Origin of the sequence: Methylobacterium sp. E-066, from assembly GCF_022829635.1 — a bacterium.
Taxonomy (GTDB): domain Bacteria; phylum Pseudomonadota; class Alphaproteobacteria; order Rhizobiales; family Beijerinckiaceae; genus Methylobacterium.
On record NZ_JAKSYO010000094.1, the window covers coordinates 81,842 to 101,259 of the forward strand.

The 19,418-nt window shown below is 68.1% G+C and carries 15 protein-coding genes; 5 read left to right on the forward strand and 10 right to left on the reverse strand.

Annotation, left to right across the window (positions count from 1 at the left end; translation table 11 throughout):
- Positions 1-15: 15 nt before the first annotated feature.
- A complete protein-coding gene (locus tag MKL20_RS12675; protein WP_244036944.1) occupies positions 16-708 on the reverse strand; it encodes a GntR family transcriptional regulator in 693 nt (230 codons plus the stop codon).
- Positions 709-896: 188 nt separating this feature from the next.
- On the opposite strand from MKL20_RS12675, the gene MKL20_RS12680 reads away from it, so the two are divergent.
- From MKL20_RS12680 to MKL20_RS12695, 4 genes are all read left to right on the forward strand, one after another.
- Positions 897-1,616 (forward strand): ribonuclease activity regulator RraA, encoded by a 720-nt coding sequence (locus MKL20_RS12680; protein ID WP_244036945.1) that lies wholly within the window; start codon positions 897-899, stop codon positions 1,614-1,616.
- 61 nt (positions 1,617-1,677) lie between these two features.
- Positions 1,678-3,045 (forward strand): MFS transporter, encoded by a 1,368-nt coding sequence (locus MKL20_RS12685; RefSeq protein WP_244036946.1) that lies wholly within the window; start codon positions 1,678-1,680, stop codon positions 3,043-3,045.
- Complete coding sequence (gene araD / locus MKL20_RS12690) at positions 3,045-4,775, forward strand: L-arabinonate dehydratase (RefSeq protein WP_244036947.1); 1,731 nt, start codon at positions 3,045-3,047, stop codon at positions 4,773-4,775. The genes MKL20_RS12685 and araD overlap by 1 nt, the downstream gene beginning before the upstream one ends.
- A gap of 105 nt (positions 4,776-4,880) precedes the next feature.
- On the forward strand, positions 4,881-5,885 hold the full coding sequence (locus MKL20_RS12695) for an SMP-30/gluconolactonase/LRE family protein (protein WP_244036948.1): 1,005 nt from the start codon (positions 4,881-4,883) through the stop codon (positions 5,883-5,885).
- Positions 5,886-6,123: 238 nt separating this feature from the next.
- Here MKL20_RS12695 and metH read toward each other — a convergent pair whose 3' ends face one another.
- The 4 genes from metH to MKL20_RS12715 all read right to left on the reverse strand — a co-directional run bounded on the left by metH (position 6,124) and on the right by MKL20_RS12715 (position 12,367).
- On the reverse strand, positions 6,124-9,876 hold the full coding sequence (gene metH / locus MKL20_RS12700; RefSeq protein ID WP_244036949.1) for a methionine synthase: 3,753 nt from the start codon (positions 9,874-9,876) through the stop codon (positions 6,124-6,126).
- A gap of 178 nt (positions 9,877-10,054) precedes the next feature.
- Complete coding sequence (locus MKL20_RS12705; protein ID WP_244036950.1) at positions 10,055-10,306, reverse strand: hypothetical protein; 252 nt, start codon at positions 10,304-10,306, stop codon at positions 10,055-10,057.
- A 39-nt stretch (positions 10,307-10,345) separates the two neighbouring features.
- Positions 10,346-11,266, reverse strand: coding sequence for a methylenetetrahydrofolate reductase [NAD(P)H] (gene metF, locus MKL20_RS12710; protein WP_244024995.1), 921 nt, complete (start codon positions 11,264-11,266; stop codon positions 10,346-10,348).
- A gap of 75 nt (positions 11,267-11,341) precedes the next feature.
- Positions 11,342-12,367 (reverse strand): ArsR/SmtB family transcription factor, encoded by a 1,026-nt coding sequence (locus tag MKL20_RS12715; protein ID WP_244036951.1) that lies wholly within the window; start codon positions 12,365-12,367, stop codon positions 11,342-11,344.
- Positions 12,368-12,505: 138 nt separating this feature from the next.
- Between MKL20_RS12715 and MKL20_RS12720 the strand changes: the two genes are divergently transcribed.
- Entirely contained in the window at positions 12,506-13,117 is a 612-nt protein-coding gene (locus tag MKL20_RS12720; RefSeq protein ID WP_244036952.1) for a histidine phosphatase family protein, read from the forward strand.
- Here the strand turns inward: MKL20_RS12720 and MKL20_RS12725 are convergent, their stop codons facing one another.
- The 5 genes from MKL20_RS12725 to MKL20_RS12745 form a co-directional block, all read right to left on the reverse strand.
- Positions 13,118-13,477, reverse strand: coding sequence for a hypothetical protein (locus tag MKL20_RS12725; RefSeq protein ID WP_244036953.1), 360 nt, complete (start codon positions 13,475-13,477; stop codon positions 13,118-13,120).
- A gap of 110 nt (positions 13,478-13,587) precedes the next feature.
- Positions 13,588-14,484: a bestrophin family protein gene (locus MKL20_RS12730; protein ID WP_244036954.1), complete on the reverse strand. Its 897-nt coding sequence runs from the start codon at positions 14,482-14,484 to the stop codon at positions 13,588-13,590.
- 142 nt (positions 14,485-14,626) lie between these two features.
- Entirely contained in the window at positions 14,627-16,375 is a 1,749-nt protein-coding gene (locus tag MKL20_RS12735; protein WP_244036955.1) for an enoyl-CoA hydratase-related protein, read from the reverse strand.
- Positions 16,376-16,753: 378 nt separating this feature from the next.
- A complete protein-coding gene (locus MKL20_RS12740) occupies positions 16,754-17,674 on the reverse strand; it encodes an ROK family protein (protein ID WP_244036956.1) in 921 nt (306 codons plus the stop codon).
- Complete coding sequence (locus tag MKL20_RS12745; protein WP_244036957.1) at positions 17,674-19,056, reverse strand: dicarboxylate/amino acid:cation symporter; 1,383 nt, start codon at positions 19,054-19,056, stop codon at positions 17,674-17,676. Before MKL20_RS12745 ends, MKL20_RS12740 begins: the two co-directional genes overlap by 1 nt.
- Between the last annotated feature and the right edge of the window lie 362 nt (positions 19,057-19,418).

Genomic DNA, 19,418 nt, shown 5'->3' on the forward strand with positions numbered 1-19,418 from the left:
GGCCGGGTCAACCTGTCAGACCAGAGGCCTGCGGTCGAGGGCGCGACGGGTCATCTGGTCGAGGAGGTCGAACAGCGTGCCGATTCCGGAAAGGGCCCGCTCGGCCTCGCGGGCCGCGATGCCGGCCACGATCGTCGCGTGGATCCCGGCACAATCGAGGAAGCTGGCGGTGGGCTCGTAGGTGTACCAGAAGCGCCGGGACTGGGCGTGGAGCGGGCCCATCGTGCTGGTCAGGGTCGGGTTGTGGGCCGCCCCGACCAGGGCCTCGTGCAGGGCGCGTTTCACCCGGAAGTAGACCTCGCGGTCCCGGGCGGCGGCGGCCACGAGCAGGCCCTCGGTGTGGGTCTGCAGGGTCTCGAGATCCTGGTCCGAGGCGCGGGCGATCACGCAACGGGCCACGGTCTCGTCGAGGGGGCGCCGGACTTCGAGCAATTCGAGATGCTTGATAATGTCGACCGGGGTGACCAGCACGCCGCGGCGCGGATGGACCTCGACGAAGCCGATCGTCTTGAGCCGGGCCAGCGCCTCGCGGACCGGGGTTCGCCCGAGCGCCAGTTCCGCCCCGAGCTCGCCCTCCGACACCATCGCGCCCGGAGCGAGACGCCGGCTGATGATCATCTGCTCGATCGCGTCGTAAGCGGTCTCCGCGAGGGATCGCGCCCGCTTCGCGTTGGCTAGGAGTCCGCTCGCGTCGGGACCCGTCGTCAAGATCCTCGCATCGGCCAACCGAATCCTCCGCCTGTGTCGAAGCCGCCCCCTGCTCCAGTTGACAATGGCTCCAAGCGGCGCCCTACTCAAGCCCTGGGATATCAGTGGTCGCCCAGGGCGCATCCGCGCCGGCCGGATCCTTGACGATCCGGGCTCGACGGCGACCGTCTTCATGGGAGGAGTTGCGGATGCCCGGATTGTCTCCTGAAACGCGCGACAAGCTCAAGACCGTCAGCACGGCGACGCTGATGACCGCCCTGTTCAAGCGCGGCCTGCGCAATCAGATGATCCAGGACGTGCGCCCGCTGAAAGCTGGCGGCGCCACCATGGTCGGCGAGGCGTTCACCCTGCGCTACATGCCGGCCCGCGAGGACCTGAACCCGATCACGGTGTTCCGCGACCGGGCCCATCCGCAGCGCAAGGCGGTGGAGGAGTGCCCGCCCGGCGCCGTGTTCGTGATCGACAGTCGCAAGGATGCCCGGGCGGCCTCGGCTGGCTCGATCCTGGCGACCCGCCTGATGGTGCGGGGCTGCGCCGGGCTCGTCACCGATGGCGGCTTCCGCGACGCCGACGAGATCGCCCGGCTCGACATGCCGAGCTACCACGTGCGCCCCTCGGCGCCGACCAACCTCACCCACCACCAGGCCATCGACATCAACGTGCCGATCGGCTGCGGCGACGCCCCGGTCTTCCCGGGCGACGTGATCGTGGGCGACGGCGACGGCGTGGCCGTGATTCCCGCCCACCTCGCCGACGAGATCGCCGACGAGGCCGTCGAGATGACCGCCTACGAGGATTTCGTCACCGAGGAGGTGCGCAAGGGCCGCTCCATCCTCGGCCTCTATCCTGCCACCGACGAGCAGAGTCTCGCCGACTTCGCCGCGTGGCGGAAGCAGACCGGGCGCTGACGGCGTCCGGCACCGATCGGCGAAAAGCCGGCAAGACCGACGTCGAGATTGGGAGAGGGCTATGTCGGGGGGCATACCTGTGGTCGCGCTGCCGGAGATCGAGCGGCGCACGGTCGCCAAGATCTCGTGGCGGCTCCTGCCGCTCATCGTGCTGATCTACTTCATCGCCTACATGGACCGCACGAATGTGGGCTTCGCCTCGTTCGGCCTGAACCGGGAGTTCGGCTTCTCGGCGACCCTCTACGGCTGGGGGGCGGGGATCTTCTTCCTCGGCTACGTCATCTTCGAGATCCCGAGCAACGTCCTCCTGGAGCGCAACGGCGCGCGGCTCTGGATCGCCCGGATCATGGTCACCTGGGGCCTGGTCGCGGGCGGCATGGCCTTCATCACCGGCCCGGTGAGTTTTTTGGCGATGCGCTTCCTGCTCGGGGTGGCCGAAGCCGGCTTCTTCCCGGGCATGATCCTGTACTTCACCTACTGGTTCCCGAGGCGCTACCGCGCCCGGGTGGTGGCGGCCCTGTTCCTGGCGGTGCCGGGCTCGAACGCCCTCACGGCGGTGATCTCGGGGGCGCTGCTCCAGCTCGACGGCGTGCTCGGCCTGCACGGCTGGCAATGGCTGTTCATCCTGGAGGCGGTGCCCTCGATCCTGCTGGCCTTCGTCGTGCTCGCGCTGATGACCGACCGGCCCGCCAAAGCGGCCTGGCTCACGCCCGAAGAGCGAGCCTGGCTGGAAGATACGCTGGAAGCCGAGCGGCGGAGCACGGTCCAGACGCACGGGCATTTCACGCTCAAGCAGGCCCTGACCGATCGCCGCGTGCTCGCCCTCGCATCGATCTATTTCTGCATCGGCACGGCGACCTACGGCATCACCTTCTTCCTGCCGCCGATCCTCAAGAGCCTGAGGCTCACCGACTGGGAGACCGGCCTCGCCACGGCGGTCCCCTACGTCATTGGCACGGTGGGCATGATCGCCTGGAGCTGGTCGTCGGACCGGCGCGACGAGCGGCGCTGGCACTTCGTGGTCGCCGGCCTGATCGCCATGCTGGGCCTCATCGCCGCCGGACCGATGCTGGGCAGCCTCTGGGCGCTCACGGCGATGTCGGTGGCCGCGATCGGCCTCTACGGCACCAAGCCCGCCTTCTGGGCGATGCCGGGGGAGTTCCTGTCGGGACCGGCCGCGGCCGGAGGCATCGCGCTGATCAACGCCGTCGGCAATCTCGGCGGCTTCGTCGGCCCCTACGTCCTGGGCTGGCTGAAGGACGCCACCGGCACCTATGAGGCCGGCCTGTACTTCCTGGCAGCCTGTGCGCTCGCCTCGGCGACGATTACCTTCCTGGCGGTCCGGCCGGCCGTGGCGGCGGATCCGGGCTTCGCGTCGGACCTGCCGGCGGCTGCCGCGACCGAACGCGCGAGACCGGAGACCGTCTGATGACCGCACGCAAGAAAGACATCGGCGATCTGCGCAGCCAGCGCTGGTTCGGCACCACCGACCTGCGCAGCTTCGGCCACCGCTCGCGCATGCTCCAGATGGGCTACGAGCGCGCCGACTTCACCGGCAAGCCGATCGTCGGCATCATCAACACCTGGAGCGACATCAACCCCTGCCACCTCCACTTCCGCGAGCGGGTCGAGCAGGTGAAGCGCGGCGTCTGGCAGGCGGGCGGCTTCCCGATCGAGCTCCCGGCGCTCTCGTTGTCCGAAAACTTCGTCAAGCCGACGACGATGCTCTACCGCAACCTCCTGGCCATGGAGGTGGAGGAGCTGCTGCGCCAGCACCCGGTCGACGGAGCGGTGCTGATGGGCGGTTGCGACAAGACCACGCCGGGCACGGTGATGGGCGGCATCTCGATGAACCTGCCGATGATCTTCCTGCCGGCCGGGCCGATGATGCGCGGGCATTCCGCCGGCAAGATCCTCGGCTCGGGCTCCGACGTGTGGAAATACTGGGCCGAGAAGGAGGCCGGCACCATCACCACGCAGCAGTGGAACGACATGGAGGCGGGGATCGCCCGCACCTTCGGCACCTGCATGACCATGGGCACCGCCTCGACCATGACGTCGATCGCCGAGGCGCTCGGCCTGTCTTTGCCGGGCGCGGCCTCGATCCCGGCGGCCGATGCCGACCATCCCCGCATGGCCAGCGCCTGCGGCCGGCGCATCGTCGAGATGATCTGGGAGGATCTGAAGCCGTCCGACATCCTCGACCGGCGCTCGGTGGAGAACGCCCTCGTGGTCCACAACGCGCTGGCCGGCTCCACCAACGCGATGATCCATCTGGTGGCGATGGCGGGCCGGGCCGGGATCCCGGTCAAGCTCTCCGAGTTCGACGAATTCGCCCAGAAGGTGCCGGTGATCGCCAACCTGCGGCCCTCGGGCCAGTGGCTGATGGAGGATTTCCACATCGCCGGCGGCATCCGGGCGCTGATGGTGCGGCTGTCCCCCCTCCTCCACCTCGACGCCCGCTCGGTCACCGGCGGCACGATCGGCGACGGGCTGGCCGGCATGAGTGTCTACAACGACGACGTGATCCGCCCGCTGGACAAGCCGATCGTCTCCCTCGGCGGTACCGCGATCCTGTACGGCAACCTCGCGCCGCATGGCTGCGTGATCAAGCCGCCGGCCGCGGACCCACGCTTCCTCAAGCATACCGGCCCGGCCCTGGTGTTCGACAATTACGACGCCATGACCGCCGCGGTGAACGACCTCGACCTCGACGTCACCCCGGACCACATCATGGTCCTGCGCAATGCCGGCCCGATCGGCGGCCCGGGCATGCCAGAATGGGGCATGCTGCCGATCCCGAAGGTCCTGCTCCGGCAGGGCGTGCGCGACATGCTGCGGATCTCGGACGCCCGTATGAGCGGCACCAGCTACGGCGCTTGCATCCTGCACGTCTCGCCGGAATCGGCGGCCGGCGGGCCGCTGGCGGCCGTGCGCAACGGCGACCTGATCACGGTCGACGTGTCCGAGCGGCGCATCCACCTGCACCTGGACGACGCCGAGATCGCCGCACGCGTCGCGGCATTCGTGCCGCCGGACCGGGCCTATCCACGAGGCTACAACCGGCTGTTCGCCCAGCACGTGAAGCAAGCGCACGAGGGCTGCGACTTCGATTTCCTGGAGGGCGCCGGCGGCATCCCCGAACCCGAGATCCACTGATCCACGCGCCTCCCGCCGGACGCGATCCCAGCCCGGCGCAAGGAAGCCCGTCGAAAGAGCGGCCCGTCGGCGATGGCCGGCGGCTGATAAGAACCGGGAGGATACATGGCGATGATCGCACGCAGGGGCCTGCTCGCGGGCGCGGCCCTGCTCGGGGCCGCGCGGGCGGCCGGGGCCGGCTGGGAGCCGTCGCAGCGCGTGCCCGACCCGGCCGTGGAAGTGCTCGACCCGGCCTTCGCCAAGTACCGCCTCGCCTCCGCCACGGTGGAACGCGTCGCCACCGGCCTGCGCTGGGCCGAGGGGCCGGTCTGGTTCGGCGACATGGGCGCGCTGCTGTTCAGCGACGTGGTCAACGACCGGATCATGCGCTGGGACGAGGCCTCCGGCGCGCTCACGGTGTTCCGCAAGCCGTCCGCCTATTCCAACGGCAACACCCGGGACCGGCAGGGACGCCTGGTCACCTGCCAGCACAAGACCCGGAGCGTCACCCGGACAGAGCATGACGGCGCGATCACCACGCTGCTCGACCGGTTCGACGGCAAGCCGCTGAATTCGCCCAACGACGTGGTCTGCCATTCCGACGGGGCCGTCTGGTTCACCGACCCGGTCTTCGGGCCGAACCCGCACGAAGCGATGGCGCCGCCGGAGCTTCCGGGCAACGTCTACCGGGTCGACCCGGCGACTGGGCAGGCGAGCGTCGCGGTGGCGGGGATCGCGGGCCCGAACGGGCTGGCCTTCTCGCCGGACGAGTCCAAGCTCTACGTCATCGAGGCGCGCGCCAAGCCGAACCGCCTGATCCGCGTCTACGACGTGGTCGAGAACGGCACCAAGACCGCCAACGGCCGGGTGTTCTACGACGCCGGCACCGGCACGCCGGATGGGTTCCGGGTCGATGTCGACGGCAACCTCTGGTGCGGCTGGGGCATGAGCGAGGCCGAGGACGGCGTGCTCATCCTGTCGCCGCAAGCCAAGCCGATCGGCCGGATCCGCCTACCCGAACGCTGCGCCAACCTCTGCTTCGGCGGCCTCAACCGCAACCTGCTGCTGATGACCGCCTCGCATTCGGTCTACGCGCTCTACGTCAACACCCGCGGCGCCGGGACCTGCTGATCCGGGTCGCTCGGAGTTCCTCCGAAAGAGCCGAAACGCGTCGTCATTCCGGGGCCGCGCAGCGGAGCCCGTAATCCAGAACCGCCGAGCTTGCCGGCTTTGAGCAACCCGCCTCGCATCGTTCGGGCTCGCCTGTGGTTCTGGATTCCGGGCTCTCGCCTGCGGCGAACCCCGGAATGACGACGCGGGTGTTCAGGCGCCGTAAGGCGTCCCTCGCAACTGATGCCTGCCGAGCCCCCTACTCCGCGGCTTCGGCCAGGTACCGCGTCGGGTCGTAGTTCAGGATCGGCCCGAGCCAGCGCTCGACCTCGCGGACATCCATGCCTTTGCGCAGGGCATAGTCCTCGACCTGGTCGCGCTCGACCTTGGCGACGCCGAAATAATGCGCCTGCGGGTGCGCCAGGTAGAGGCCCGAGACTGAGGAGCCCGGCCACATGGCGTAGGACTCGGTGAGCTTCACCCCGATCCGCCGTTCGGCCTTCAGGAGGTCGAACAGCTGCGTCTTCTCGGTGTGATCGGGCTGGGACGGGTAGCCCGGGGCCGGGCGGATGCCGTCATAGGGCTCGCTTGCCAGTGCGGCGGGCGAGTAAGTCTCGTCCGGCGCGTAGCCCCAGAACTCCCGGCGGACGCGCTCGTGCATGCGCTCGGCGAAGGCCTCGGCGATCCGGTCGGCGAGCGCCTTCACCAGGATCGCCCGGTAATCGTCGTTCGCCCGCTCGAACCGCTCGGCGATCCGCACCTCCTCCAGGCCGGCCGTGACCACGAAGCCACCGACGTAATCGGCGATGCCGGTCTCCTTCGGGGCCACGAAGTCCGACAGGCAGGTGTTGGGCCGGCCGTCGCGCTTCGAGAGCTGCTGGCGCAGGCCGTGGAAGGTCGCCAGCCGGTCGCTGCGGCTCTCGCCGGTGTAGAGCACGATGTCGTCGTCGACGCTGTTGGCCGGCCAGAAGCCGATCACGCCCTTCGGGTTGAACCAGCGCTCCGCCACGATCTGCTTGAGCATCTCCTGCGCGTCCTCGTAGAGGGCGCGGGCGGCGGGACCCTGGTCCGGGTCGTCGAGGATCGCCGGGAAGCGGCCCTTGAACTCGTAGGTCTGCAGGAACGGCGTCCAGTCGATATACGGCACGAGGTCGGCGACCTCGTAGGAGCCGAACACCCGGGCATCCGTGAAGGCCGGCTTCTTCGGCGCGTAGCCCGACCAGTCGATCTTGAAGGCGTTGGCCCGGGCCTTGGTGAGGGGCAGCCGCTGCTTGTCGAGCTCCGACCTGGCATGGGCGGCCGAGACCTTGGCATACTCGGCGCGCACGGTCGCGATGGTCGTGTCGCGGGTGTCCTTGGACAGCAGGCTCGACACCACGCCGACCGCGCGGCTGGCGTCCGTCACGTAGACCGCTTGGCCCTTGGCGTAGGCCGGGTGGATCTTCACCGCCGTGTGCACGCGGCTGGTGGTGGCGCCGCCGATCAGCAGCGGCACGGAGAAGCCTTCGCGCTCCATCTCGCCCGCGACATGGACCATCTCGTCGAGGGACGGGGTAATCAGGCCGGACAGGCCGACGATGTCGACGTTCTCCTTGCGCGCCACGTCGAGGATCTTCGCGGCCGGGACCATGACGCCGAGATCGATGATCTCGTAGTTGTTGCAGGCCAACACGACGCCGACGATGTTCTTGCCGATGTCGTGGACGTCGCCCTTCACGGTGGCCATCAGCACCTTGCCGGCGGCCTGGCGCTTGCCGTCGCCGCCATTGGCGCGCTTCTCCTCCTCCATGTACGGCTCGAGATAGGCGACTGCCTGCTTCATCACCCGGGCGGACTTCACCACCTGGGGCAGGAACATCTTGCCGGCGCCGAACAGGTCGCCGACCACGTTCATGCCGGCCATCAGCGGGCCCTCGATGACGTGGAGCGGCCGCTCGACGCCCTGCCGTGCCTCCTCGGTGTCGGCGATGATATACTCGGTGATGCCGTTGACCAGGGCATGCTCGATGCGCTTGGCGACCGGGGCCTCGCGCCAGGTCAGGTCGGCGGTCTTGGCCTGGGCCGAGGCGCCGGTCTTGAAGCGCTCGGCCGATTCCAGCAGCCGCTCGGTGGAATCGTCGCGGCGGTTGAGGACCACGTCCTCGCAGAGCGCGCGCAGCTCCGCCGGGATCTCGTCGTAGACGGCGAGCTGGCCGGCATTGACGATGCCCATATCCATCCCGGCCTGGATGCAGTGATACAGGAACACCGCGTGCATCGCCTCGCGCACCGGCTCGTTGCCGCGGAACGCGAAGCTGAGGTTCGAGACGCCGCCCGAGATGTGGGCGTGCGGCAGGGTCTCGCGGATCGTCCGGGTCGCTTCGATGAAGGCGACGCCGTAGCCGTTATGCTCCTCGATGCCGGTGGCGACCGCGAAGATGTTCGGATCGAAGATGATGTCTTCCGGCGGGTAGCCGACCTGCTCCGTCAGGATCCGGTAGGCCTTGGTGCAGATCTCGACCTTGCGCTCGTAGGTATCCGCCTGGCCCTGCTCGTCGAAGGCCATTACCACCACGGCGGCGCCGTAGGAGCGGCAGACGCGGGCCGCCTCGATGAACTTCTCCTCGCCCTCCTTCATGGAGATCGAGTTCACGATCGCCTTGCCCTGAATGCACTTCAGGCCAGCCTCGATCACCTCGAACTTCGAGGAATCGACCATCACCGGCACCCGGGCGATGTCGGGCTCGGCGGCGACCAGGTTGAGGAACTCGACCATCGCCTTCTGCGAATCGAGCAGACCCTCGTCCATGTTGATGTCGATCACCTGGGCGCCGGCGGCGACCTGATCGCGGGCGACGTCCAGGGCGGCGGCGTAGTCGCCGTTGGTGATGAGCTTCCTGAACTTGGCCGACCCGGTGACGTTGGTGCGCTCACCGACGTTCACGAACGGGATTTCCTTGGTGAGCACGAAGGGCTCCAGGCCCGAGAGCCGCATCAGGCGCGGGATCTCCGGGATCTGCCGGGGCGTCTTGCCGGCGACCGACTCAGCGATCGCACGGATATGGTCCGGGGTGGTGCCGCAGCAGCCGCCGACCATGTTGACCAAGCCAGATTCGGCGAATTCGCCGACGAGCTTGCCCATGGCCTCCGGGCTCTCGTCGTAGAGTCCGAACTCGTTGGGCAGGCCGGCATTCGGATAGGCGCAGACCAGGGTATCGCAGATCCGCGACAGCTCGGCGATGTGGCCGCGCATTTCGCGGGCGCCGAGCGCGCAGTTGAGGCCGAAGGTCAGCGGGTCGGAATGGCGCAGCGCATTCCAGAACGCCGCCGGGGTCTGGCCCGACAGGGTCCGGCCCGACAGGTCGGTGATCGTGCCGGAGATCTGGATCGGCAGGCGGATGCCGGTCTCCTCGAACACCGCCCAGCAGGCGGCCACCGCCGCCTTGGCGTTGAGCGTGTCGAAGATCGTCTCGATCAGGATCAGCTCGGCCCCGCCGGCGATCAGGCCGCGGACCTGCTCCATGTAGGCAGTCTTGACCTGATCGAAAGTGACGGCGCGGTAGCCGGGATTGTTCACGTCCGGCGAGATCGAGAGCGTGCGGTTCGTCGGGCCGATGGCGCCGGCCACGAAGCGGCGGCGGCCATCCTGTTTCTCGGCGAGTTGCGCCGCCTCGCGGGCGAGCCGCGCGCCCTCCCGGTTCAGGTCGTGGATGATCGATTCGAGGCCGTAATCTCCTTGCGCAATGGTGGTGCCGGAGAACGTGTTGGTCTCGCAGACGTCGGCACCGGCCAAAAAATAATCCAGGTGGATCTGCCGGATCGCGTCCGGCTGGGTCAGGATCAGGAGGTCGTTGTTGCCCTTCTGGTCGTTCGGATGATCCTTGAAGCGGTCGCCCCGGAAATCCGCCTCGGTCAGCCCGAGCCGCTGGATCACCGTGCCCATCGCCCCGTCGAGGACGAGGATCTTTTCCGCCGCGCGCCTGCGCAGGGCGGTGGCGATCTCAGTGCCGTCGACGGGGGCAAAATCGGTCATCGTGCGTCCTGTCAGATCACCTCATCCTGAGGTGACGGAGCGAAGCGGAGGCCTCGAAGGAGCCCTCCAGATGTCGAGGCGAGCCCTGGAGCCCTCCTTCGAGGCCGCTTTCGCGGCACCTCAGGATGAGGTGGAGGGTGGGATTCTCGGTTTTGGACCGGCCCGGAGATCGTCCGGGTCAGCCCGCTTTTTCCAGGGCGGCGAGCCGCCCCTCAATCGCGGAGAGACGCTTCCCGACCCCCGCGGCCGCGTAGCGACCGAGCACCGATTCGCCCGTCATGGCTTTCCGGAGATCGTCGCACTGGCGCTCCAACCTGTCGAAGCGCGCATCAACCGCATCGAACTGCCGGCAAACATCGGAGAAGCCCGTCTGCATCTCGGTCCGCATCTCCCGAAGAAGCGGAAGAATTAGATCCTGCGGTTCGGCCATCGTCCTGCCCCCTGCTGCGCCGTGCGGGCGCAGCTGAATTTAGGCCGCCGCCTTTTCCGCCGCCAGCTTCGGCGCCTGCGCGCGCAGGCCCAGCAGGTGGCAGATCGCGTAGACGAGGTCCGAGCGGTTCATCGAGTAGAAGTGGAAGTCCTGGACGCCCTCGTCCACCAGGTCGAGCACCTGCTCGGCCGCCACGGCGGCGGCGACGAGGCGGCGGGTCTCCACGTCGTTGTCCAGACCCTCGAACCGGGCGGCCAGCCAGTACGGCACCGAGGCACCGGTGCGGCGGGCGAAGTTGGCCGACTGCTTGAAGTTCTGGACCGTCAGGATGCCCGGAATGATCGGGATCGTGATCCCGGCCGCCCGGACCTTCTCGAGGTAGCGCAGGTAGACCTCGTTCTCGAAGAAGAACTGGGTGATCGCCTGGTCGGCGCCGGCATCGACCTTGGCCTTCAGGGCGTCGATGTCGGCATCGAGGGAGGCGGCCTCCGGGTGCTTCTCGGGATAGGCCGAGACCGAGACCTTGAAGTCGCCGATGCGCTTGATCCCCTCGACCAGCTCGGCGGTCGTGGCATAGCCCTCGGGATGCGGCTTGTAGGCGTGGCCGACGCCGTCGGCCGGATCGCCGCGCAGGGCCACGATGTGGCGCACGCCGACATCCCAGTAGGCCTGGACCACCGCGTCGATCTCCGCGCGGCTGGCGTCCACGCAGGTGAGGTGCGCGGCCGGCTTGAGGGTCGTCTCGCGGATCATCCGGGCGACCGTGTTGTGGGTGCGCTCCCGGGTCGAGCCGCCGGCCCCGTAGGTCACGGAGACGAATTTCGGCTGGAGCGGGGCAAGCCGCTCGATCGAGGACCACAGGACCTTTTCCATCTCGTCGGTCTTGGGCGGGAAGAACTCGATCGAGACGCGGATCGGGTGGTAGCCGTCGCGGCTGGCGCGGTGGGTGGAGCGGCGCATCGGGTCTCGTCCTCTATGTCGATCGGTTCAGACGATGAAGGGGGACTGGGTGTGCGGAGGTCGCCGGACCCAGGGTCAGGCGACCGCCCGCTGGAGCGGTTCGGCGTCGCGGCTGAGGCCCGCCTGCTGATGGCCGGCCTCCTGGGCAAGCCAGAGCGTGACGGTGAGCTGGCCGGCCTCCCGGGGCACCAGGTCGGAAGTCGCGACCGTGGCGAGCCCGGCCTCGGCCAGCCAGTGGGAGACTTGGTCGGCCGAAAAACCGAGCCGGCGGTGCGCCTGGCTCGTCCGCAGGAATTCGAGATCGTGCGGCGCGAAATCAACCACCAGAAGCCTTCCGCCGGGCGCTACGAGGCGCGCGGCGCCCCGAAGGGCGCGGGCCGGATCGTCGAGATAGTGGAGCACCTGATGCACCACCACCAGGTCGAAGCTCGCCCGGGCGAAAGGCGGCGCGTGGATGTCCCCCTGGCGCAGGTCCACCCGCGACAGGCCCTGCCGCTCCAGATTGGCCCGGGCGACGGACAGCATGGCGTGGCTCGAATCGAGCCCCGTAGCCCGGGCGGCCCGGGGGGCGAGCAGGCCGAGCATCTTGCCCGTGCCGGTGCCGAGATCGATCAGGCTGCCGAGGGGGCGCTCGCCCAGGGCGTCGAGCACCGCCGCCTCGACGGTGGCTTCGGGGACGTGCAGGGAGCGCAGCTCGTCCCATTTCGGTGCGAGCCGGGCGAAGAAAGTCTGGGCCGCCTCGGCCCTCTGGGTGCGCACCGCATCGAGGCGGGCGCGATCCTCCGAAAGCGGCGGCGTGCTTCGGTCGAGCCCGGACAGGAGCGGGTCTGCGAGGCCGGCGCGGGCCTCGGACAGGCGGAAGAACGCCCAGGCGCCCTCACGATGGCGCTCGACAAGTCCGGCTTCGACCAGAAGCTTCAGATGGCGCGAGATGCGCGGCTGGGACTGACCGAGGATGTCGGTGAGGTCTGAGACCGACAGTTCCCCATCCGTGAGCAGCGCCAGGATACGCAGGCGCGTCTCCTCGGCCGCCGCCCGCAGGACACCCAGGGCTTCCGGAAAGGGGATCGATCCCGCCGTTCGACTCTCAGCGATAGACATAAAGATATGTTTATGTCCGTTTCGCCGGTGACGCAAGCGCGATGTTGCGGCGCCCGCGTATTGTCTTGTTGTCTTGGCGCTCGGTGCCCGGTGCCGGATCGGCCTCGGTGCGTTGATGGCAGGCAGCCGGAGGCGTGCATGTCCGAGACCAAACATCCGCAGATCACCCTGGTCCGCCACGGCGAGACCGCCTGGAGCCTGTCCGGCCAACATACCGGGCGCAGCGATATCCCGCTGACGCCGGTGGGCGAGGCGGCGGCCCGTGCCCTCGCGCCGCGCCTGGCGGCCGGATCCTATGCGGCGGTCTGGTCGAGCCCGTCGAGCCGGGCGGTCACCACCTGCGACCTGGCGGGATTCGGGGAAAACCGCATCATCGATCCGGACCTCGCCGAGTGGGATTACGGCGCCTACGAGGGCCGGACCACGAAAGAGATCCTGGCCGAGCGTCCGGGTTGGCGGTTGTTCCGCGACGGATGCCCCGGCGGCGAGAATGCGGCCGCTGTCGCCGCCCGGGCGGACCGGGTCATCGCGCGGATCCGCGCCGTGGATGCCGACCTGATCCTGTTCTCCAGCGCGCATGTTCTGCGCGTGCTCGCGGCCCGCTGGATCGGCCTGCCGCCGGAGGGCGGCGCGCTGCTGGTGCTCGGCACCGCAAGCGTCAGCGTCCTTGGCTATGAGCACGACCGGAGCGAGCCGGTGCTCCGCGCATGGAATATCTCATCATATAACGAAGGATCGCTTCGTCTTTGATTAATCCATTTCCAGCTTGTGAGCGTCCACGTAGTCGATCAGCCAATTGCTCGCTTGCATATGCCCAATGAAATGATCCGGCAAGGGAGCACAATAATTTTTAACATAGTAAGATAAATCCGCCGGCCAAGCGTATATTCCATCGGTAAATATTGCTAGAGGCCCAATTATTTTTCTCTGTTTGTCCAAAATATCGCGGGATGGTCCTGGAGAAACAATAAAAGGCACGCCGGCGTCCAAATAAAGAAGTACTTTATATTTATCTGAACATCTACCTATGCCGACATGGTCTTTGATTGCAATCTCAAAAGTGTCGCCATAAGCGAGATCTCTAAAAAATCCGACTTTCTTCAGTTCCATTGTGCTACTCGTAAAATATAAAGCGATTTGTTTGAAAATTTACACAACTAATATTTACGGCAATGGAAATCGATTTTTGTCTTATTTGCGTTTGATCGGCTCCAAATAATCTACCGCAGCCAGTACCCGTCCGGCGCCAGCGGGACCGGCATCGGTTCGTCGAGCGCGTGATGCACGATGCGGTCGACGGCGCGGACCATCGCGTCGAGGGGCAGGTCGTTCGGCTCGGTTCCGAAGGGCTCTTCCAATTCGTCGCCCAGGGCGTCGAGACCGAAGAAGGTGTAGCCGACGAGCGCCACCACGACCGGTGTCGCCCAGCCGAGCGAGCCCGTGAGACCCACCGGCAGCAGCAGGCAGTAGAGCCAGGCGGTGCGGTAGACGAGCAGCGTGTAGGCGAAGGGCAGCGGCGTGTTGGCGATCCGCTCGCAGGCGGTGTGCACCCCGGACAAGGCCTCGATTCGCGCTTCCAGGAGGCCGAACTGGATGTCGGTGAGGCGCCCGGCTCGCATCAGCCCGGCGAGGTCGCGGGTCAGGGCGGCCAGGACCGAATCGGTGGGGTTCGGGCCGCAGAGGTCCGACCCCGGCGCCCTCCCCTGCACCGCCATGGCCTCGTCGAGGCCGCGCAGGCGCGCGTGCAGGCCGTGCGCAAAGGCCGACAGGCGGCGCAGCTGCGGCACCGCCTCGGCGGCCGGCAGCAGGGCCGGCAGCAGGCGGGTGAGGTTGCGCGTCTCGCCGATCAAGCTGCCCCAGGCTTTGCGGGCCTCCCACCAGCGCTCATAGCAGGCGTTGTTGCGAAAACTCAGGAAGATCGACAGGGCGAGGCCGACCAGCGTGAACGGCGCGACCCCGGCGGTCACCGGAAAATAGGCCGGCCAGCGCGCCTCCGCCCAGACCACCAGGCAGGCGACCGCGACGATCCCGACGAGTTTCGGGGCCACCCGCGGCAGAATCGAGCCCTGCATCGTGAACAGCAGGGTGAACAGGTTGGGCCGGGTACGGACGATCATCGGGGCTTCGCGGCGAGGAGTTGGCCCTCCTGCCCTGCCCGTCCGGCCCCGGCAAGGGGCCTGCCGGACACGCTCCCGTGCAGCGTGCCGCCGCCTACGCCAGCAGGCCGCTAGAGTGGGCTCCCGGTGGCTCGGCCGCCTCCTAAAATGCCGCTCCCCGAACAACATCCGGCGACCCGTTCGTCTCGAGCCGTTTCAGCGCGGTCAGCATACGCACCGAGACCGGCGACCAGCAGGCGGGGCGCTTGTGGACGAAGGCGCTGCGGGCACGATGATACGGGGCGTCCGGCTGGTGGAAGTTCCGGTCCATCTGCGTCAGCTCGTGCCGGCGATAGGCATCGAGCGGCCGGCGATCCTCGTCCTCGGCGCGCTGCAGGCGCTTGCGGTCCGTGAGCGCGGCGTGCCGCTCCGCCTGCCCGGCGGCGAAGGCCTGGACGGCCCGGGCGAATTGCTCGGCGTCGCCGGAAATCGCCTCGTCGGCGAGCCCGATATCGGCGGCCCGCCGGCCGCTGATCGGCAGGCACGCTTCGGTCAGCTGGACGGCGCGCTCCCAGCCGACCCGGCGGGGCAGCAGATAGGTCCAGTATTCCGAGCCGTAGAGCCAGCCCATGTTGCGGTAATGCGGGTTGAGCACCACGCTGTCCCGGACCAGCACGAAATCGGCGGCCAGCGGCAGGATCGCGCCGCCCGCGCCGGCGTTACGGCCGAAAGCTGCGACGACGATCGTGTCGGTCGCGGTTATGATCTCGCGCACCAGATCGTCCATCGCAACGATGTTGGCCCAGGATTCCGCGGCCGAGTCGGCGCTCGCCTCGATCTCATTGAGATGGATGCCGTTCGAGAACAGGTCGTCACCGCCCGCCAGCACGATGACCTTGGCGGTTGTCTCCACCGCCTGGCGGAACGCCGCCTGGAGCCGACGGCACTGCACCGTGCTCATCGCGCCGTTGTGGAAATCGAAGTGCAGATGGACGATGTCGCCGGCGCGCTCGAGCCTCACTTCCTCGACCGGGTTGGGATGCACGAGCCCGACCGGAGCGGCGACGGGCAGGTCGGCCGGGATCCGATCGCCGAGGGTGTCCGCGGCGCTGCGCTTGATCCCGCCGCCGCCCTCCAGCTTCGGCTTCAGCCGGCCGATCCAGACCGCGCCGTCGACCGTCGCGCGGCAGATCGCGCCGCTATCGGACTGGGCAATCACCTGCCCCGGCGCGCCGCGCAGGTCCGGCTCCGCGCAGGCGGCATGGAGATAGACCGGCAGGCCGTAGATCTCGTCGAGCACGCCCGGCACGCCGTCGGCCGCGTGGATCCGGGCCAGGACGTCGGTCGTCTCGCACCGGCTCCAGTCGATCCGGCGATCCGCCTGCTTCATCGACGGCCGCAGGCGACCGAGGGCGGTCGGGGCGGCGTAATCGAGGGGCCGGGGCCGGAAGCCCGGCGTCTGGACATTGGCGAGGGCCTCCCACAGGCAGGATACGGCGGCGTCGATCGCCTCGCGCCGATAGATGCTGCTCTTGGGCGCCTGGCGCAGGGGGAAATTGCGCGTCGCCCAGATCGGGCCGGCATCCATCTCGGCTTCCGCCTGCAGCAGGGTCACGCCCCACTGGTCCCATTTCTCCTGGATCGCCCAGTCGAGGGCGGAGGCGCCGCGGTCACCCTCGATGCCCGGATGCACGATCAGCGTCAGATATTCGCGCCAGAGCCGCTCCGGGATCGCGCGGGTCAGGAACGGGGCGATGGTCAGGTCCGGCCGGAACGCGGCGAATGCCTCTTCCAGGCGCTGCTCGTCGCCGCCGAAGATCTCGACCGCGACCTCGTATCCGGCATCGGACAGCTCGACGAAGAACCGCTGCGTCATGCTGTTGAACGCAGACGAAACCAGGAGGACACGCATTACGGATATCCAAGACATCGAAGGCTGATTCGAGTCCCGTCTCGGATGTTCTTCCCTGTATCCGCCTCGATATCGGACGATTTGTCTTATAATTTTTTGTATTTGCGATCTTATTTCAGAGAAAATTGGCCCAAAATTGCGGACGTGGGTTCATAAAATTGGATTGATTCTCTGTCGCATGCCAGATCTATGCTTGGGATTGACTTGAGGCAAGCTGCAACGCGGGCGTCGGCCGCGCGTCGAATGCATGCGCGGTGCGTCGAGCGAAGGGCCGGATGGCCGATATCGGCTTACGGTTGTGCGGGTCGGATTTCGCGCCCGCGCGGGATGAGTTCCCGCAGCTCTCGCGCGATCGGGGCCGTGCCGCCCGTCAGGCGCTCAATCCGCGTCCCAGAGCCAAGCCGCGCCGCGCACGCCCGAGGCGTCGCCGTGCAGGCTCGCCCGCACCGGCGTGTCGAAGGCGTCGGAGAAGACGTGGGGGGCGATCGCTCCGGGCAGGCCGGCGATGAGCTCCGGGATCCGCGACAGGCCGCCGCCGATCACGATGACGTCCGGATCGAGCAGGTTGACCACCTGGGCGGCGGCGCGCCCGAGCCGGTCGAGATGCGTCGCGAGCGTGTCGCGGGCCTCCGCATCGCCGGCGCGTGCGGCCGCGACGATGGCCTCGGCGGTGAAGGTGCCGCCGTGCCGCCGGGCGTGGTCGGCCGCGAGCCCCGGGCCGGACAGCCAGGTCTCGACGCAGCCCCGGCGGCCGCAATAGCAATCCGGCCCGGGCTGCTCGTCCGCCTGGGCTCCGGCCAGGGGACCGTGGCCCCACTCACCCGCGATCGCGTTGCGGCCGGTGAGCACGCGGCCGTCGATGGCGATGCCCGATCCGACCCCGGTGCCGAGGATCACCGCCCAGACCACCCGGGCGCCGGCACCGGCGCCGTCGACCGCCTCCGAGACCGCCAGGCAATTGGCGTCGTTCTCGATCCGCACCGGCCGGTCGAGGCGGCGCGCGAGGTCGGCTCCGAACGGATGGCCGTTGAGCCAGTGGGAATTGGCGTTGCGCACGCGCCCTGTCGCCGGCGACAGGCTGCCCGGCATGCCGATGCCGACGCTGCACGGCGCGCCAGCCTCCGCCTCCAGCCGGGCCACGAGCGCGGCCAGGGCCTCGAGCGTGGCGCCGTAATTGCCCCGCGGCGCCGGTATCCGGGCCTCGGCCAGGGTCGCGCCGTTCGATTCGAGCACGATCCCGGCGATCTTGGTGCCGCCGAGATCTATGCCGAGGCGCGCCCGTCCGGTGGGCGCCGCCATCACTCCGCCGCGGCGACCTTGGTGACCTTGCTGTCGGTCCCCATCGGCTGCGGCGCGTGGTCGGAGATGTCGGTGCCGATCGAGACCGGGTGCGCCATGACCTCGTTGAGCTTGACCATGTCGAGCTCGCCCTCCCAGCGGCTGACCACCACGCAGGCGACGCCGTTGCCCACGAGGTTGGTGAGCGCGCGGCACTCGGACATGAACTTGTCGATGCCGAGCACCAGGGTCATGGCGGCCACCGGGACCGGGCTGTTGGGGATCGCCGAAAGGGTGGCCGCCAGGGTGATGAAGCCGGCGCCCGTGACGCCCGAAGCGCCCTTCGAGGTCAGCATCGCCACCAGGATGATCGTCGCGTATTGCGCGAAGGTCAGGTCCGCTCCCACCGCCTGCGCCAGGAACAGCGTGGCCAGCGTCATGTAGATGTTGGTGCCGTCAAGGTTGAACGAGTAGCCGGTCGGGACCACGAGGCCGACCACCGAATCGGAGGCGCCGAGCCGGCGCATCTTGGTCATCAGCTGCGGCAGCACCGTCTCCGACGAGGAGGTGCCGACCACGATCAGCAACTCGTCCTTGATGTAGGCGAGGAAGCGGAAGATCGAGAAGCCCGCGACCTTGGCGATGCTCCCCAGCACCACGATCACGAACAGGATCGCGGTGACGTAGAAGGTGCCGACCAGCCAGGCGAGGTCGTAGACCTTCTGGATGCCGTACTCGCCGATCGTGAACGCCATCGCCCCGAAGGCGCCGACGGGGGCGAGCTTCACCACGATGCCGATGATCTTGAAGAAGATCTGCCCGGCGGTGTCGATCGCGCTGTTCACCGCGGCGGCGCGCTCGCCGAGGCTCGTCACCACGACGCCGGTGAGGATCGAGATCAGCAGCACCTGCAGCAGGTCGCCGGTGGCGAAGGGATCGAAGAAGCTTTTCGGGATGATCCCCAGGATATGGGCGACGGTGGAATCGGCCGCCGCCTTGTTGGCGTAGGTCGCGACCTTGCTGGCGTCGAGCTTCGACGGGTCGGCGTTGAAGCCGGCGCCGGGCCGGATCACCTCGCCGACCAGCACGCCGATCAGCAGCGCCAGGGTGGAGACCACCTCGAAATAGACCAGCGCCTTCACGCCGACGCGGCCGACCTTCTTGAGGTCGCCGACCGACGCGATGCCGTGCACGATGGTGCAGAAGATGATTGGCGCGATCATCATCTTGATCAGGGCGATGAAGGCGTCGCCGAGCCACTTCATCGCCTTGCCGGTGGCCGGGTCGTACCAGCCGAGCAGAACGCCGAGCACGATGGCGATCAGGACCTGGATGTACAGGACCTTGTACCAGGGCTCGCGGGGGGCGCCGGGCGCAGTCGTCGCGTGGGTTGCGTTTGCCATATCCATCCCGTGCACGGTTGCCGTGCATCCTCCCGATCTGCCGGCACGCTAACGACAATCGTCCCTCGCCTCAACGGCGGCCCGGTCTTCCTCCGCGAACCAAGTGTGACAAAACCCGGTCGATCCCCGGCCGAATGCTTTTTTGTATCGGATATACAGCCCGATCCTGTTCGACGCAGTTGGTCTGGCGGGAAGCCGGATTTCACGCTCCGTCTCCGGCAACGCGTCATCGTCCCCACCCGCCTCAAGGCGCCGGGGGCATGGCCCAAGAAGACCCAGCACGAGGGACGCGGGACGCCGCGGGGACCCAGGTGTCGGCCAAGTACGCGCGGGATCCGATCCCCGCGGCGACCCGCGGCACC